At 67.0% G+C, this 15,724-nt stretch carries 15 protein-coding genes; 5 read left to right on the forward strand and 10 right to left on the reverse strand.

Features of this window, described 5'->3' with window-relative positions; translation table 11 throughout:
- Positions 1-48 precede the first annotated feature (48 nt).
- Complete coding sequence (locus AC0KUR_RS02110) at positions 49-1,422, reverse strand: undecaprenyl-phosphate glucose phosphotransferase (RefSeq protein ID WP_034185967.1); 1,374 nt, start codon at positions 1,420-1,422, stop codon at positions 49-51.
- 428 nt (positions 1,423-1,850) lie between these two features.
- On the opposite strand from AC0KUR_RS02110, the gene AC0KUR_RS02115 reads away from it, so the two are divergent.
- Positions 1,851-3,377, forward strand: a complete 1,527-nt coding sequence (locus tag AC0KUR_RS02115; RefSeq protein ID WP_034185694.1) for a mannose-1-phosphate guanylyltransferase/mannose-6-phosphate isomerase — start codon at positions 1,851-1,853, stop codon at positions 3,375-3,377.
- Positions 3,378-3,524: 147 nt separating this feature from the next.
- Here AC0KUR_RS02115 and AC0KUR_RS02120 read toward each other — a convergent pair whose 3' ends face one another.
- The 8 genes from AC0KUR_RS02120 to AC0KUR_RS02155 all read right to left on the reverse strand — a co-directional run bounded on the left by AC0KUR_RS02120 (position 3,525) and on the right by AC0KUR_RS02155 (position 10,507).
- Positions 3,525-4,466, reverse strand: coding sequence for a DUF6566 family protein (locus tag AC0KUR_RS02120; protein WP_034185693.1), 942 nt, complete (start codon positions 4,464-4,466; stop codon positions 3,525-3,527).
- Positions 4,467-5,170: 704 nt separating this feature from the next.
- Positions 5,171-5,752: a DUF3501 family protein gene (locus tag AC0KUR_RS02125; protein ID WP_034185692.1), complete on the reverse strand. Its 582-nt coding sequence runs from the start codon at positions 5,750-5,752 to the stop codon at positions 5,171-5,173.
- 28 nt (positions 5,753-5,780) lie between these two features.
- Positions 5,781-7,118 (reverse strand): heterodisulfide reductase-related iron-sulfur binding cluster, encoded by a 1,338-nt coding sequence (locus AC0KUR_RS02130; RefSeq protein WP_473375276.1) that lies wholly within the window; start codon positions 7,116-7,118, stop codon positions 5,781-5,783.
- Between the two features lie 122 nt (positions 7,119-7,240).
- On the reverse strand, positions 7,241-7,663 hold the full coding sequence (locus AC0KUR_RS02135; RefSeq protein ID WP_473375277.1) for a rubrerythrin family protein: 423 nt from the start codon (positions 7,661-7,663) through the stop codon (positions 7,241-7,243).
- A gap of 225 nt (positions 7,664-7,888) precedes the next feature.
- On the reverse strand, positions 7,889-9,157 hold the full coding sequence (locus tag AC0KUR_RS02140) for an RNA polymerase sigma factor (RefSeq protein WP_049029219.1): 1,269 nt from the start codon (positions 9,155-9,157) through the stop codon (positions 7,889-7,891).
- Complete coding sequence (locus AC0KUR_RS02145) at positions 9,154-9,570, reverse strand: VOC family protein (protein WP_034185690.1); 417 nt, start codon at positions 9,568-9,570, stop codon at positions 9,154-9,156. Before AC0KUR_RS02145 ends, AC0KUR_RS02140 begins: the two co-directional genes overlap by 4 nt.
- Before the next feature lie 38 nt (positions 9,571-9,608).
- On the reverse strand, positions 9,609-10,028 hold the full coding sequence (locus AC0KUR_RS02150) for a YciI family protein (protein ID WP_034185689.1): 420 nt from the start codon (positions 10,026-10,028) through the stop codon (positions 9,609-9,611).
- Positions 10,029-10,153: 125 nt separating this feature from the next.
- Entirely contained in the window at positions 10,154-10,507 is a 354-nt protein-coding gene (locus AC0KUR_RS02155) for a YciI family protein (RefSeq protein ID WP_034185688.1), read from the reverse strand.
- 207 nt (positions 10,508-10,714) lie between these two features.
- On the opposite strand from AC0KUR_RS02155, the gene AC0KUR_RS02160 reads away from it, so the two are divergent.
- The 4 genes from AC0KUR_RS02160 (at position 10,715) to AC0KUR_RS02175 (ending at position 15,172) form a co-directional block, all read left to right on the forward strand.
- On the forward strand, positions 10,715-12,562 hold the full coding sequence (locus AC0KUR_RS02160) for an ExeM/NucH family extracellular endonuclease (protein WP_473375278.1): 1,848 nt from the start codon (positions 10,715-10,717) through the stop codon (positions 12,560-12,562).
- A 285-nt stretch (positions 12,563-12,847) separates the two neighbouring features.
- Positions 12,848-13,234: an ElaB/YgaM/YqjD family protein gene (locus AC0KUR_RS02165; RefSeq protein ID WP_034185686.1), complete on the forward strand. Its 387-nt coding sequence runs from the start codon at positions 12,848-12,850 to the stop codon at positions 13,232-13,234.
- A gap of 64 nt (positions 13,235-13,298) precedes the next feature.
- Complete coding sequence (locus AC0KUR_RS02170; protein WP_034185685.1) at positions 13,299-13,883, forward strand: BPSL1445 family SYLF domain-containing lipoprotein; 585 nt, start codon at positions 13,299-13,301, stop codon at positions 13,881-13,883.
- A 236-nt stretch (positions 13,884-14,119) separates the two neighbouring features.
- Entirely contained in the window at positions 14,120-15,172 is a 1,053-nt protein-coding gene (locus AC0KUR_RS02175) for an AI-2E family transporter (RefSeq protein ID WP_473375279.1), read from the forward strand.
- 9 nt (positions 15,173-15,181) lie between these two features.
- Here the strand turns inward: AC0KUR_RS02175 and AC0KUR_RS02180 are convergent, their stop codons facing one another.
- Positions 15,182-15,700: a thioesterase gene (locus AC0KUR_RS02180; RefSeq protein WP_473375280.1), complete on the reverse strand. Its 519-nt coding sequence runs from the start codon at positions 15,698-15,700 to the stop codon at positions 15,182-15,184.
- Positions 15,701-15,724 lie beyond the last annotated feature (24 nt).

Below are 15,724 nucleotides of genomic sequence, written 5' to 3' on the forward strand. Positions count from 1 at the left end.
GTGACCAATGATTCGAAATTCGTAAAACCGGAACGCCTGCGCGGCGCGTCAGTACGCGTTGCTGCCGGTAAAGCCTTTCCAGAGCGTCAGCACGACGATCTTGATGTCGAGCCAGAACGACCAGTTCTGCATGTAGTACAGATCGAGCTTCACGCGCCCCATCATCTTCTCGATCTGGTCGGTCTCGCCGCGATACCCGTTGATCTGCGCCCACCCGGTGATGCCCGGCTTGATCCGGTAGCGGAACATGTAGCCCTTGACCAGATCCTTGTAGATGTCGTCGTGCGCGAGCGCATGCGGGCGCGGGCCGACGACCGACATCTCGCCCTTCAGCACGTTGATGAACTGCGGCAGCTCGTCGAGGCTCGTGCGGCGCAGGAACCGGCCGACCGGCGTCACGCGCGTGTCGTTCTTCGTCGCCTGCGTGACTTGCCCGGCCACTTCCTGATGCACCTTCATCGAGCGAAACTTGTAGATCTCGAACTCGTGCCCGTCGATGCCCTTGCGCTTCTGGCGAAAGAACACCGGCCCGCGCGACGTCAGCTTGATCAGGGCCGCGATCAGCACCATCACCGGCGCGAGCGCCGTGAGCGCCGCCAGCGCGAACAGCCGGTCGAACACGAACTTCGGCAGGATCCGCACGTCGGTGATCGGCGACGCCGCGAGGTTGATCGCCGGCACGCCGAGCACCTCGACCACTTCCTGGTTGAAGAACGACAGCGTGCGCACGTCCGGGATGAAGCGGATATTCACGAAGTCGTGGCGGAACACCGTCACGATCTGGTGAATCCGGCGCTCCTCCGTGATCGGCAGCGTGAGCCACAGCTCGCTGATCGCGCGGCTGCGCACCAGCCACACCAGCGATTCGAACTGCCGCTCGATGCGCACGTCGTCGAGCGCCACTTCGCCCGGCGCCTCGCTTTCGTCGTACACGCACACCGGGTTGAAACCGGCTTCCGGCCGCGCCCGCATCTGCGCGATCAGCCGCCGCGCCGCCGGCGTACCGCCGACGATCGCGACCGCCTTCAGGTTGTAGCCGCCGCGACGCAGCTGCCGCAGCACGACGTGCACGCACGTCTTCGAGCCGGCGAGCAGCGCCATCGTCACGAGCGCCCAGTAGCCGAGCCACAGCCGCGACAGTTCGCCCGACTGGTGAAAGCTGAAGCTCATCAGGATGCCCGCGAGCTCGACCACGAGCCACGCGAACGCGACCCGGCCCACCAGCCCGACGAGACGCTTGCCGCGCCACGACTGGTAAATGCCGATGGCCGGAAAGAACACGACGACGAGCAGGCAGTCGAACAGCACCGTCGTGCGCTGCAGGTCGTTGAGCCAGATACTGCCGTCGTGCAGCGCGGCGGCGATCAGCGCCCCCGCTACGACCATCGCGATATCGATGACTCTCGCCAGCACGCTCAACATGTCTGCTTCCTCTTTGAACAGGCGTTTGCCGAACAGCTCCTCGTGCGACCCGTGCCGCACCTTCGATTCAAACGTTGCATGACGCTATTGAAGCGACAAGAAAATCCCCCCTCAAGCGCACAAGTATTTCGAAAAATAATCGGAAATTCTTGCCGCGAACTTTTTGAATTAATTCGGCACGTTTTCCCGAATCGATCTGAAATCGAGAATTTTTCGGAAACTTTACGTTCGGCTCAATCCATTTACAGGCAAGCGCCAGCCGCCGGCAGACGGAATTATTTTTTATTTTTTTATTTGCATCCGATGCTAGCGCGGAAAATTTTTCCAGATGAATGCCCGATGAATATCAGGCAATGGGCCCGGTTTTATTGTCGATTTACTTCATGCTACAACGACAGGCACTGACTTCAACCGTGGAGAGTGCCATCATGAATGCTCCGGCCGTGGCAGCCGAAACGCGCCATGCTTCTTCCGCCGCCCCCGCCGCCGGCACGCGCCTCGCGGTGCAACCGGTGATTCTTGCCGGCGGCTCCGGCACACGCCTGTGGCCGATGTCGCGCGAACGTTTTCCGAAACAGCTGATCGGCCTGCTCGGCGATCATTCGCTGCTGCAGTCGACCGCCCTGCGCCTCGACGGCCTCGCGGCCGACCATCCGCTGAACGACGACGTGCTGATCGTGTGCGGCGAGGATCACCGCTTCACGACCGCCGAACAGCTGCGCCTGACGGCCAAGCGCGCGACGATCATGCTCGAGCCGCTCGGCCGCGACACCGCGCCCGCGCTCACGCTGGCCGCGCTGCGGCTCGTCGCCGGCGGCAACGATGCGGTGATGACGGTGATGCCGGCCGACCACGCGGTCGCCGACCTGCCGCGCTTTCATGCAGCGGTCGCGGCCGGCGTGCACTGCGCCGCGCAAGGCAAGATCGCGACGATGGGCATCGTGCCGAAGCACGCGGAGACCGGCTACGGCTACATCCGCGTGGGTGCGCCGCTCGGCGACGCCGCGACCGGCAGCCTCGACGTGCGCCGCCTCGACCGTTTCGTCGAGAAGCCGCACCTCGAACTCGCCCAGCAGTACGTCGCATCGGGCGAATACTGGTGGAACAGCGGGATCTTCATCGTGCGCGCGTCGGTCTGGCTGAAGGCGATCCGCCAGCTCGAGCCGGCGATCTACGCCGCGTGCGAAACGGCCGTCGCCCAGGGCAAGGACGACGGCGATTTCTTCCGTGTCGATCGCGAAGCGTTCGCCGCGTCGCCGTCGAACTCGATCGACTACGCGGTGATGGAGCCGCTCGCGAGCCTGCCGCAACTGTGCGAAAGCGTGGTCGTGCCGCTCGACGCCGGCTGGTCGGACGTCGGGTCGTGGGACGCGATCTGGCAGATCTCGCCGAAGGACGATGCGCAGAACGTCGGCCGCGGCCATGTGCTGTTCGAAGGCGCCGAATCGACTTTCGCGCATTCGGAAAGCCGGCTCGTCGCCTGCGTCGGCACGCAGAACCTCGTCGTCGTCGAAACGCCCGACGCGGTGCTCGTCGCGGACAAGTCGCGCGTGCAGGACGTGAAGAAAATCGTCGGCCGCATCAAGGCGCAACGCGGCGCGGAAGCCACCGATCACCGCAAGGTGCATCGCCCGTGGGGCCACTACGACTCGGTCGACATGGGCGAGCGCTTCCAGGTGAAGCGCATCGTCGTGAAGCCGGGCGCGCAACTGTCGCTGCAGATGCATCACCACCGCGCCGAACACTGGATCGTCGTGCGCGGCACCGCGCGCATCACGCGCGGCGACGAAACGTTCCTGCTGTCCGAAAACGAATCGACCTACATCCCGCTCGGCGTCTCGCACCGCCTGGAGAACCCGGGCAAGATGCCGCTCGAACTGATCGAAGTGCAATCGGGCGCGTATCTCGGCGAGGACGACATCGTCCGCTTCGACGATACCTACGGCCGCCAGTGATGCATCAAACGCCCGGGGCGCCGCTTCGACGGCGGCGCCCCGGGGGCCAGGCCCGTTCACACCGACAACGGTCTCGCGAACGTACCCGGGCAGGCACGCGCGGGCGTCGTGGCACACGACGGCCCGCGCCTCGCATCGGCACCGCGATCAGCCGACGCGGTACGCGTACTCGCGACGTTCCGACTGCACCGGATCGTTGCGGCTTTCGGTCAGCGCACCGGTATGACGCTCGGCGATGAAGCGCTTGATGTCGGACTCCGCACGCGACAGCGCCGACAGACCGGCCAGCACCTCGCTTTGCGGCGCGCGCGCCGGCTCGTCGCTCGCGCCGTGGCGATCGATCCACTGGCGCGCCCAGTCGAGCGCGTACTGCTCGGCTTCCTCGGCGTCGGTAAAGCGCGGGCCGATCAGGCCCGAGCGTTCCACGCGCCGGTCGTCCTGCGAGATCTCGGCCCACGCGCGATACATCAGGTTCTGCACCGGCTGCGCGGTGCCGCTGATCGTATAGCCGCGATACGAGTCGACTTGCGGTTCGGCCGCGGCGAAGCTCGCCGACGACACATGCGCATGACGCAACTCCGTCGACGGCGCGCCGGGCACCACGAACGATGCGTCGGACCGGTCGATCACCGCATCGTCCTGCCTCGCGCTGACCGACGCACCTTCGCCCTCCCAAACGTTTGCCTGAGCGACCGGCAATTGCCACGACTCGGGGTTTTGCCAGAACACGCCGCGCAAGCGATCGTTGTCGGGCACGGATTCCACACGGCGCGCGGGAACCACAGGCACCGGCGGCGGCGGAATATACGCGAACGTGCGCCCGCTGAACTGGGTCAGCACGTCGATCATCTGCAGCAGCGTGCCGTTCGCAAGCCACTCCTCGTAGCGGCGGCGGCACGTCGGCCCGGACGGATAGCGGCCGGGCAGCTTGGACCAGGCTTCACCGGTCGTCAGGATCCAGAGCACCGCATTGGCGACGACGCGCGGTTCGGCGCGCGGACGCCCGCGACGATTCAGCCGGATGGGTTCATCGGCGATCAGCGTTGAAAGACGAAACCACTCTTCATCGTTAAGCTCATCGAAGAACATAGTAGATCTCTCCACGCAGCCAGGCCGGGCTGCGATTGGCGGCGCCATTGCGACACTTCGCGTCGCGGGGGCGGCCAGGTTGCACATTATGGTTATCCGGTGTTGTGCATGCCGGCTCGGCACCGCACTTTTACGGTGCCGTGATTCCCGGCAATGGCGCACAAATCACGGTCTCACTCCAATGTGGGAATTTTTGTGCACGAAGCATACCATCCTCAGGGTTTATCTCAATATGACAATGACTTAATGTTACGCACTGAAACAACCTGCCATTGATGCGCAATCCATTTACGCTTGAATTTTTTTGCGAGATCTTTATGCCCGTCGCTGCAAAGGCCCGCCTGGCGGGGCTCTACAGGGTATGAAGAATGGCTTGAAATAACCGGTTACAGGCTGGTCCGACCCTTGCCGGCAACAATCGCCGGAACTGCTGCCTAAAATCGGTAAATCATGGGAAAATTCGTAACAAGAGATTCACGAATCGGTAAATCATTCAATTTCCGTTCGCCGTGATTATCTTCGTACACAATCTTGATATTGTTTCTCTGCGAGTGATGAAAGGGCGGTGACGCGCGATGCACGGTATGTCTCCGCGTGCAAATTCGTGACGCGTGTTACATCTTCGCGGCGACAGCCGGGCGGCCCCCTGTTTCGGGTCGGAACGGAACGGCGGAAACCGGGCGCGCGGGACGCGCGGCGCTCGGTCAGCGCAGGTCGCCGGCCAGCGATGCGGTCACGTCCGCGTCGATGCGCTGCGGCGGCATCGTATAGGCAGGATGATCGCAGCCGATCGACAGCGCCGCCCCGCCCTTGAGCGCCGCGCGCATCGGCGCGTCGAGTTCGAAACGCACGAAGTGCACGGCCGACGTCTTCTCGGCGGTGTCGCGCTCGAGATCCTCGTCGGCGATCGCGTAGACGCTCGCATGCCCGTCGACCCGCACGTACACGCGATCCTCGACGCCGATCAGCCGCGCGAGCGCCGCGCGCCGCTCGGCCTCGTGCTCGTATTCGATCTGCATCGTCGCCTTCAGGTTGGTGCCGTCGGGTATCAGCGGCAGATACGCGTCCAGCTCGCCTTCGATGCCTGCCTCGTCGAAGATCTTCTCGATGTGCAGCATCTCCTGGATCTGATAGCGGATCGTCGTCTCGTCCTCGAACAGGAAGCGCAGATGGTTGCCTAGCGCCACCGCGCGGCGGCGCTTGTACGCGACGAGCCGCGCGTGTTCGGCCCGGCGGATCTTCGCGTACGCCTCGAGCGTCAGCAGGGAGTCGCGGGTCAGCGTCATGAGAGGTCCTCGAGGATGGCGGGCGTCGTCAGACGCCGTAGGCGCGGCGCAGCAGCGTGAGCGGATGCGCGAGCGGCGCGGACGGCAGCCCCTTCTCGTCGATGCCCTGCACGATGTGATGGCCGGCCAGCGCGCAGTCGGACGACACGACGTCCGGCCGCGGCTCGGCCATCGCCTTGAACACGGGTGCGCCGATCCGCATCGCGTCCGCATGGAATTCCTTCTTCACGCCGAACGTGCCCGCATGCCCCGAGCAACGCTCGACGACGTTCACGCGCGTATCGGGCACGAGCGACAGCGCGTCGGCGGTCTTGCGGCCGATGTTCTGCACGCGCGCATGGCACGGCACGTGATACGACACGGTGCCGAGGCCGGTCTTGAAATCGGTCTTCAGCAGCCCGTCGCGATGGCGCGCGATCACGTATTCGAACGGATCCCAGAACGCATCGGCCACCGCGCGCACCGCGTCGTCGCCGGGGAACATCAGCGGCAGCTCGCTCTTGTACATCAGCACGCAGCTCGGAATCGCGCCGATCAGCGCGTAGCCTTCGCGCGCATAGCGTTCGAGCACCGGGATGTTCGCGGCCTTCTTCGCGGCCACGCCCGCGAGGTTGCCCTGCTCGAGCAGCGGCATGCCGCAGCAGGCTTCGCGCGCGACGAGTTCGTACGGGATGTCGTTATGCGCGAGGATCGCGAGCAGATCGTGGCCGATGCCCGGTTCGTTGAAATTCACGTAGCACGTCGCGTAGATCGCGACCTTGCCGGGCGTGCGTTCACCGTCGCGCACGGGCGGGTTGCCGGAGCGCTGCGCGGCGCGCCGGAACTTGCGCGGCGCGAACTCCGGCAGCCATGCGTCGCGATCGACGCCGAGCGCCGCTTCGAGCGCGTGGCGGGCGGGCGGCGTGCGGTTCACCGCGTTGACGGCCTGCGTGACGATCGGAATGCCCGCGAAATGACCGAGCGCATCGGTATTCGACAGCACCTTGTCGCGCAACGCCACTTCGCCGCGCCGGTAGCGCGCGGCCTTGCCGCGCAGCATCAGGTGCGGGAAGTCGACGTTCCATGCGTGCGGCGGCACGTACGGGCATTTCGTCATGTAGCAGAGGTCGCACAAATAACACTGGTCGACGACCTCGCCGAACGCTGCCTTCGGCACTTCCTCGATGTCGCCCATCGGCGTGTCGTCGACCAGGTCGAACAGCGCCGGAAACGCGCCGCACAGCGACACGCAACGCCGACACCCGGCGCAGATGTCGAACACGCGCGTCATTTCCGCATCGATCGCGGCCTGGTCGTAGAACGCATCGGACTGCCAGTCGAGCGGATGCCGGGTCGGGGCTTCGAGACTGCCTTCCTTGTGGGGCATGGGGCGCTCCAGCGTGGCGCGCATGCGCGCGAGCGCGCCGCCCGCGCGCGGCGGGCAGCGATGAACGAACGGCCGGCCGCATGCCGGACGCGCGGCGATGCCGTGCGGCCCGCGGCGGCCCGTCAGTCGACGAGACTGTCCAGCGCCTTCGTATAGCGGTTCGCGTGGCTGCGTTCGGCTTTCGCCAGCGTTTCGAACCAGTTCGCGATTTCGCCGAAGCCTTCGTCCCGCGCGGTCTTCGCCATGCCCGGATACATGTCGGTGTATTCGTGCGTCTCGCCGGCGATCGCCGATTCGAGATTCAGCCGCGACGAACCGAACGGCAAGCCCGTGGCCGGATCGCCGACCGCTTCCAGGTATTCGAGATGGCCGTGCGCATGGCCCGTTTCGCCTTCGGCGGTCGAGCGGAACAGCGCGGCGACGTCGTTCTGCCCTTCGACGTCGGCCTTCGAAGCGAAATACAGATAGCGCCGGTTCGCCTGCGATTCACCCGCGAATGCGGCCTTCAGGTTCTCTTCGGTTTTGCTGCCCTTGAGTTGAGCCATTTGCGCCTCCGTTCGAGTCGGCGCGGCCGCGTGCGAAGCCGGGCCGATGAAGTATGTGGGGAACGATGCGTGTGCCGGGGCGCGCACATCGTGCTCTTCAATCTAGGCGCTCGCGTTCGCATCCCCCAATAGGCTTTTTCAATGCGCGCGATAGTGTCGGGTGGGGGCGCGGGTGGCGTCGGGACCATGCGTTCGGCGCGCTCCGCGTGGGTCATGCCTCATGCGTCAGGCATCGGTCGCGCGCTTGAGCAGTAATTCGCGTTCGCGCGCGTTGCGCGTCATGTCCGCCGCGCGCCGGAACTCCAGCCGGGCTTCGTCGGTGCGGCCGAGCTTGGCCAGCAGGTCGCCGCGCACGCTCGGCAGCCAGTGATAACGCGCGAGCGCGGGATCGTCGCGCAACGCATCGACGATGTCGAGGGCCGCGGCCGGCCCGAACGCCATCCCCACCGCCACCGCGCGATTCAACTCGACGACCGGCGACGGGGCAACCTCGGCGAGCGCGTCGTACAGCGCGACGATCTGCGCCCAGTCGGTATCCGACGCCTGCCGCGCACGCGCATGGCAGGCCGCCAGCGCGGCCTGCAGCGCATACGGCCCGCGCACGCCGCCGAGCTTGGTCGCCCGCTCCAGCGCCGCGAGGCCGCGCCGGATCAGCAGCGGATCCCAGCGGCTGCGATCCTGATCGAGCAGCAGCACCGGCCGGCCCTGCGCATCGGTGCGCGCATGCATGCGCGACGCCTGCAGTTCCATCAGCGCGACGAGCCCGAGCACTTCGCTCTCGTCCGGCGCGAGTCCGGCCAGCACGCGGCCGAGCCGCAGCGCTTCGTCGCACAGCGCCGGACGCGTCCAGTCGTCGCCGGCGGTCGCCGCATGGCCTTCGTTGAACACGAGGTAGATCACTTCGAGCACCGACGCGAGCCGTGCCGGCCGTGCATCGGCGGCCGGCACCTCGAACGGCACGTGCGCGGCCGACAGCGTGCGCTTCGCCCGCACGATCCGCTGCGCGATCGTCGGCTCGGGCGTCAGGAACGCACGCGCGATCTCGCCGGTCGTCAGGCCGCCGAGCAGCCGCAGCGTCAGCGCGACCCGCGCATCGGTCGACAGCACCGGGTGGCACGACGTGAAGATCAGCCGCAGCAGGTCGTCGCCGATGTCGTCCTCGCTCGCGTCGGCGAGCGCCTCCGCGATGTCGGGGACGACGTGCGCTTCGAGCGCGTCCATCTCGTGACCGAGCTGGTCGCGCTTCGCCGCATGCAGCGACTCCTGCCGGACACGGTCGAGCGCGCGGCGCTTCACGGCCGTCATCAGCCACGCGGCCGGATTGTCGGGCACGCCGTCGACGGGCCAGTGTTCGAGCGCCGCGACGAGCGTGTCCTGCGCCAGTTCCTCGGCCACGCCGACGTCGCGCACCACGCGCGCGGCACGCGCGATGATCTTCGGCGCCTCGATCCGCCAGACCGCTTCGATCGCACGATGCGTCGCCTCAAGCGTCACGACGCCTGCCCCTGGCCCGACGCGTCCAGCGGCATGGCCATCAGCTCCCATGCGTGGCCGTCCGGATCGTCGAACCCGTGGCCGTACATGTTCGGATACTCGCGCGGGGCCTGCGGCGCGGAGCCGCCGGCCGCGAGCGCCTTCGCGACGATCGCGTCGACCTCGGCGCGGCTGTCGCACGACAGGCACGACAGCACCTGCACCTGCGTCGCCGGATCGATGATCGTCTTGCCGGTAAAGGTCTGGAAGAACGGCCGCACGAGCAGCATCGCGAAGATCGTGTCGCTGATCTTGATGCAGGCGGCCTGGTCGTTGGTATAGGCCGGCACGACTTCGAAGCCGAGGGCCTGGTAGAACGCCTTCGAGCGCGGCAGGTCGGCCACGGGCAGGTTGATGAAGACCATCTTGTGCATGACGGGTGCTCCCGGTGAAGTTGAATCGACGTGGACGCTCAGGCGCCGGCGCGGCCGACGTGGAGATCGCGGAACCGCTCGACCGCATCGCTCGGCGTAAGGTCGTCGAGTTCGAACAGCGGCCGCACCTCGATCTCGCAATCCATCTCGGCACCGAACGGCGCGGGAAACCGCCGCGTCCATTCGAGCGCCTCGTCGCGCGAACGCACCTGGATCAGCGTGTAACCGGCGATCAGTTCCTTCGTTTCGGCAAACGGCCCGTCGACCACCGTGCCCTTGCCGCCCGTGTAGCGCACGCGCCAGCCGCGCGCGCTCGGCCGCAGCCCGTTCGCGTCGAGCAGCACGCCGGCCTTGGCCAGTTCCTCGTGATAGACGGTCATGGCCTCGACCAGCCGGTTGTCCGGCAACGCGTCGGATTCGCTGACGGCGTTCGCCCGGATCATGATCATGAATCGCATCGTGTACTCCTTGTCGTCGATGGCAGGAGGCGCCCGTTCATCGGGGCCTTATCCGGACGACGGACGAAAGACGGCCGGATCGACACGCGCCGCGACACATCAGGGTAAATACCGAATCGCCGTCGTTACAGGAAGCACGGCCCCACCGCCCGAACCTCGACCGTGCACCATTGCGCGGCCGGGCACTGGCGCGCGATCTCGATCGCCTCTTCGCGCGTGTCGACATCGACGAGGAAGAAGCCGCCGACCATTTCCTTTGCCTCCGCGAACGGGCCGTCGAGCAGGCGCGTCTCGCCGTCGCGCACCTGCACGCGCGTGCCGCGCTCGGAGCGCTCCAGCGACTCGACGCCGCGCAGCACGCCGCGCGCCTTCAACGTCTCGGCGAAATCGACCATCCGCGCGTACAGCGCCTGACCTTCGTCGAGCGTGCGCTCGGCGCGCTGTTCGGTCGGTTCGACAATCAACAGCATGTAAGACATGGATTTCTCCTGTGGGGACGGGGCGCGGCAGCGTTCGCCGCGCGATCGGCACGCGGCACCCGATGCGAAAGCGTAACAGCCGCGATGCGGCCGGCCGACATCGTTGGCCGATCGGCACTGGCCTGACGGCCCATTCGGCCGCTTCCTGACATTTTGCCTTCAGGATGCAGGCCCGAACTGTCGGATTTTCTTCCCGAGGACCGCCCCATGTCACGCCTGCCGCCGCTGCTTGCCGTTGCGCTGTTGCCCGCCCTCTTCGTCCGCCCGGCCGGGGCCGCGCTGCCGGTCAGCGCCGGCTGCGGCGGCGCGACCTCGGCGATTGCCGACCTGCGCCGCGCCGGCGGCCCGTCGCCGGCGGCAGGGCACACGACGTCGATCGAGGCCGTCGTCACGGCGGCGTTCGGCGGGGCCGACGGCCTCGGCGGCTTCTTCGTCCAGCAGGCCGACGCGCGGCGCAAGCGCACGCCGGGCGTCCCGGAAGGCCTGTTCGTATACGCGCCGAACGCACGCGCGAACGCCGGCGATCTCGTGCATCTCACCGGCCGGGTCGACGATCGATACGGCCGCACGCAATTCACGCTGACGGGCGGCATCGCCGTCTGCGCACGCGGGCAGACGGTCACGCCCGCCACGCTCACGCTGCCGGTCGCCACGCCGGACGTGCTGGCCGCGCACGAAAGCATGCTGGTGCGCCTGCCGCAAACGCTGACGGTCAGCGACACGCACGAACTCGGCCGCTACGGCAGCGTCGTGCTCAGCAACGGCCGGCTGCGCATCCCGACCCAGGTCGCGCCGCCCGCCGAGGCCGCGGTGCGCGCGGCGGCCAACGCGCGCAACCGCATCGTGCTCGACGACGGCTCGAACCGCCTCGATCGCACGGCAGTCCGCTATCCGCCACCCGCACTGAGCGCCGCCAACACGCTGCGCGCGGGCTACACGGTGCGCGGCGTCGAAGGCGTGCTCGAGCTGCGCTACGGCGCGTGGCGCCTGCAACCGGCCGCCGGCGCACCACCGGTGTTCGACGCCGCGACGAATCCGCGTACCGATGCGCCACGCCGGCATCCCGACGCCGACGTGCGCATCGTGTCGTTCAACGTTTTCAACTACTTCAACGGCGACGGCCACGGCGGCGGATTCGGCGCAGCGGCCGATCGCGGCGCAAAATCACCCGCGGCATTCGCGCGACAGGAAGCAAAGATCGTCGCGGCGTTGCGCGCGCTGGACGCCGACGTGATCGGGCTGATGGAAATCGCGAACAACGGCCACGGCGACACGAGCGCCGTGCGGCGTCTCGCCACGCAACTCGGCGACGGCTGGCGCGCGGTCGATCCCGGTACCGCGCGGCTCGGCGACGATGCGATCGCGGTGGCGCTGCTGTACGACAGCCGCGCGGTCGAGCCGGTCGGGCGCGCCGCCACCGTCACGCTGGGCGGCCGGCACCGACCGCCGCTCGCGCAGACATTCCGGCGCGTCGGCGGCACACGTGCGTTCACGGTCGCGGTCAATCACCTGAAGTCGAAGAACTGCCCGAACGCGAGCGGCGCCGATCGCGACCAGTCGGACGGCCAGGGCTGCTGGAATGCGGCCCGCACGCGGGCAGCCGTGCGCGTCGCCGACTGGCTCGCCACGTCGCCGACGGGCGCCGCGGCCGACGGCGTGCTGCTGATCGGCGACCTGAACAGCTATGCGAAGGAAGACCCCGTTCGTGCGCTCGAAGCGCGCGGCTATACGAACCTGGTGGCACGCTTCGTCGGTGATACTGCGTACAGCTACGTATTCGGCGGCGAAGCCGGCAGCCTCGATCACGCGCTCGCGACGCCGGGCCTGGCCGCGCGCGTCAGGGCCGTGCACGTCTGGCACATCAACGCCGATGAACCGTTTGCCCTGCAACCGGTGCCCGATTACAAAACGGCCGCGCATCGGTCGTCCTATTACGCACCCGACGCGTATCGGTCATCGGACCACGATCCCGTCGTCGTCGACCTCGCACTGGGCAACGGCCCGCGAATGCCGGGCGCAGGCACGAACCCTGCTCGCCCGTACGGCGTCGATTAGTGCATTTGCATCAGCCCATCGCATGCAATGGCACTATTTACCTGGTACCCCGGGCGACGCCATATTTACCGCACATTCACTTCGTATCGCTTTGAGCTGCACGCGTTTCGCCCAATTGAGAATTTTTTTCAATCTTCGCGCGGCCCCGCGTGGCGGGGCTTCCCGGCAATTCCGCCGACGAATTGAAAAATTGTCTCGAAACTCAATCGGGTCAAGTGAATCACATTGGTTGCTGGGATTCGTCTTATCTTCAAATTGGCCTTGAATCGAAGGAGGATAAACATCATGGCGCTCACCGACTCGATCGAACACAAGCTGGACCGCGGCCTCTCCGACATCCGTCGCACCGGCCGGCGCGTGGGACGTACGACACGCTCGGCCGCCCGCGACCTGCACGCGGACGTGACCGACGATCTGCGCGGGCTGGTCGACGAACTGGAAGACCTGTTGAAAAACGATGGCGACGGCGATATCGCCGCCCTGCGCAAGCGCGTGCAATCCAAACTCGACGAAGCACGCGGCGCGCTCGACTACGCGTCGGGCAGCGCGGCCGCCCGGCTGCGCGAGTCGGCGGAACGCGTGTCGCAGGTCGTGCACGACAACCCGTGGCAAACCGCCGGCGTCGTGGCCGGTCTCGCATTCGTTGCGGGCCTGCTGCTGTCCCGCCGTTGACCGCGGCCAGCCGCCCCGCTGCCCGCACCGCCCATCTTCAATCAGACAACGAAGGAGAACCGCCATGCAGAAGTCTCTCGCCATGAAGGCCGCCGCCGCCGTGATGCTCGGCAGCCTCGCGCTCGCCGGCTGCACGACCACGCCCGACAAACCCGACAGCCCCGCCGCCAGCGCATCGAAGCGCCAGTCGATCGACGCCAGCGTGAACGCCACGCTGTCGCGCCTCTATTCGACGGTGCCGGGTTCGCGTGAGCTCGTCGCGAAATCGCGCGGCACGCTCGTGTTCCCGAACGTGCTGCAGGCCGGTTTCATCGTCGGCGGCCAGTCCGGCAATGGCGCGCTGCGCGTCGGCGGCAGCACCGTCGGCTACTACAACACGTCGTCGCTGTCGGTCGGCCTGCAGGCCGGCGCGCAGTCGAAGGCGATCGTGTTCCTGTTCATGACGCAGGATGCGCTCGACTCGTTCCGCAAGTCCGAAGGCTGGTCGGCCGGCGCCGACGCGTCGGTCGCGGTCGTGAAGGTCGGCGCGAACGGCGCGGTCGACTCCAACACGGCCACCGCACCGGTCGAGGTGCTGGTCCTGACCAACGCGGGCCTGATGGGCGACCTGTCGGTGAACGGCACCAAGGTGACGAAGCTCAACATCTGACGATGCGGCACGCGGCCTCGGGCCGCGCCCGCTTCCCGGCAGCGCCGCGGCCCCGGCCGCGGCGTTTTCGCATGGGTCACACGCAGCCGCTATGATCGCGGGGCCTTTGCGGGCATACTCCCGTTCGGGCCGCCCCGCGCCGCGCTCCGCCGCGAACCCGTGACGTTCGCGAGCCGATCGCGCGCCGGGCCACGCAATTCAATCAAACGAAGCAACAATCTGCGCGAACGCCACCCATGGATAGCGGACACGATCACCAAAAATTCTTCTATTTCCTGCTGGCCGCGGTCACCGTCGGACTCTGCTGGATCCTCGCGCCGTTCTCCGGCGCCGTGTTCTGGGGCACCATTCTCGCGATCCTGTTCCAGCCCGTGCAGCGCTGGCTCGCCGCGCGCTTCGGCAAGCGGCGCAACCTGGCCGCGCTCCTCACGTTGTCGCTGATCATCCTGATCGTGATCCTGCCGCTCGTGTTCGTCGCCGCGACGCTCGTGCAGGAAATCGCGTATGTCTACCAGGAAATCAAGTCGGCGCCGCCGAATTATTCGCAGTACTTCCAGGACATCATTCACGCGCTGCCGTCGTCGATCCAGCACCTGCTGCAGAAATACGGGTTGACCAACATCCCGGGCATCCAGAAGAAGCTGACCGACGGCGCCGCGCAGATCAGCCAGTTCGCGGCCACCCAGGCGCTCAGCATCGGCCAGAACACGTTCCAGTTCATCGTGAGCTTCGGCGTGATGCTGTACATGGTGTTCTTCCTGCTGCGCGACGGCGGCGAGATCGGCCGCCGCGTGCGCCGCGCGCTGCCGCTCGACGACGAGCACAAGAACCTGCTGATCGCGAAATTCACGACGGTCGTGCGCGCCACCGTGAAGGGCAACATCGCGGTCGCGCTCGTGCAGGGCGCGCTCGGCGGCCTGATCTTCTGGATCCTCGGCATCGAGGGCGTCGTGCTGTGGGGCGCGCTGATGGCGTTCCTGTCGCTGCTGCCCGCGATCGGCGCGGGCCTCGTGTGGGTACCGGCGGCGCTCTACTTCCTGATGATCGGCGCGGTCTGGAAATGCGTGATCCTCGTCGCGTTCTGCGTCGGCGTGATCGGCCTCGTCGACAACCTGCTGCGCCCGATCCTCGTCGGCAAGGACACGAAGATGCCCGACTGGGTCGTGCTGATCTCGACGCTCGGCGGGATGGCGCTGTTCGGCATCAACGGGTTCGTGATCGGGCCGCTCGTGGCGGCGCTGTTCATGGCGAGCTGGGACATCTATGCACGCTCGGAACAGGGCGAGTGACGCGCGCCGTCAAGGATGACGGATGTTGATGACGACGGGCGCCACGGCGCCCGTTTCGTCATCCGCCGCAACCGTCATCACACCGCCGTACGGGCCGACGCGATACGCGCGCCCCGATACCAGCGGCACGCTTCGATCGTCGCGCGCATCGCGCCACGTGGCGCGTACCCCCGAACCGGCATCCGGCTCGAACGGCGTGCCATCGGCCGCGGCCAGCGTCACCTGCGCGCCCGGCAAGCGCCGGCCGTGCGCTTCGAACCGCAGTGTCGCCACCGCGCTGCCGGTCATCTCCCGCCCTTCAACGAAGGCGCCGGACGGCGCATCGAGCGTCACGTCGTAGAGATCGACGAGTGCGCCCGTGAAATGCACGACGCCGTCCGACGTCGCCTGCCCGTTTGCCATCGCACTCGACATGGCCAGCGCGACACCGAGCCCGACAGCGATCCGCTGCACGGCACCCGTACGCGATGCCGTTCGATTGCGCACCGCGCCCGATGCCGATGCCCCCCGTTTCGCGTCGTTTCGCATGTTCCCTCTCCCCTTTCGCGTGAC

This window comes from Burkholderia sp. YHN3-13 (assembly GCF_055810675.1).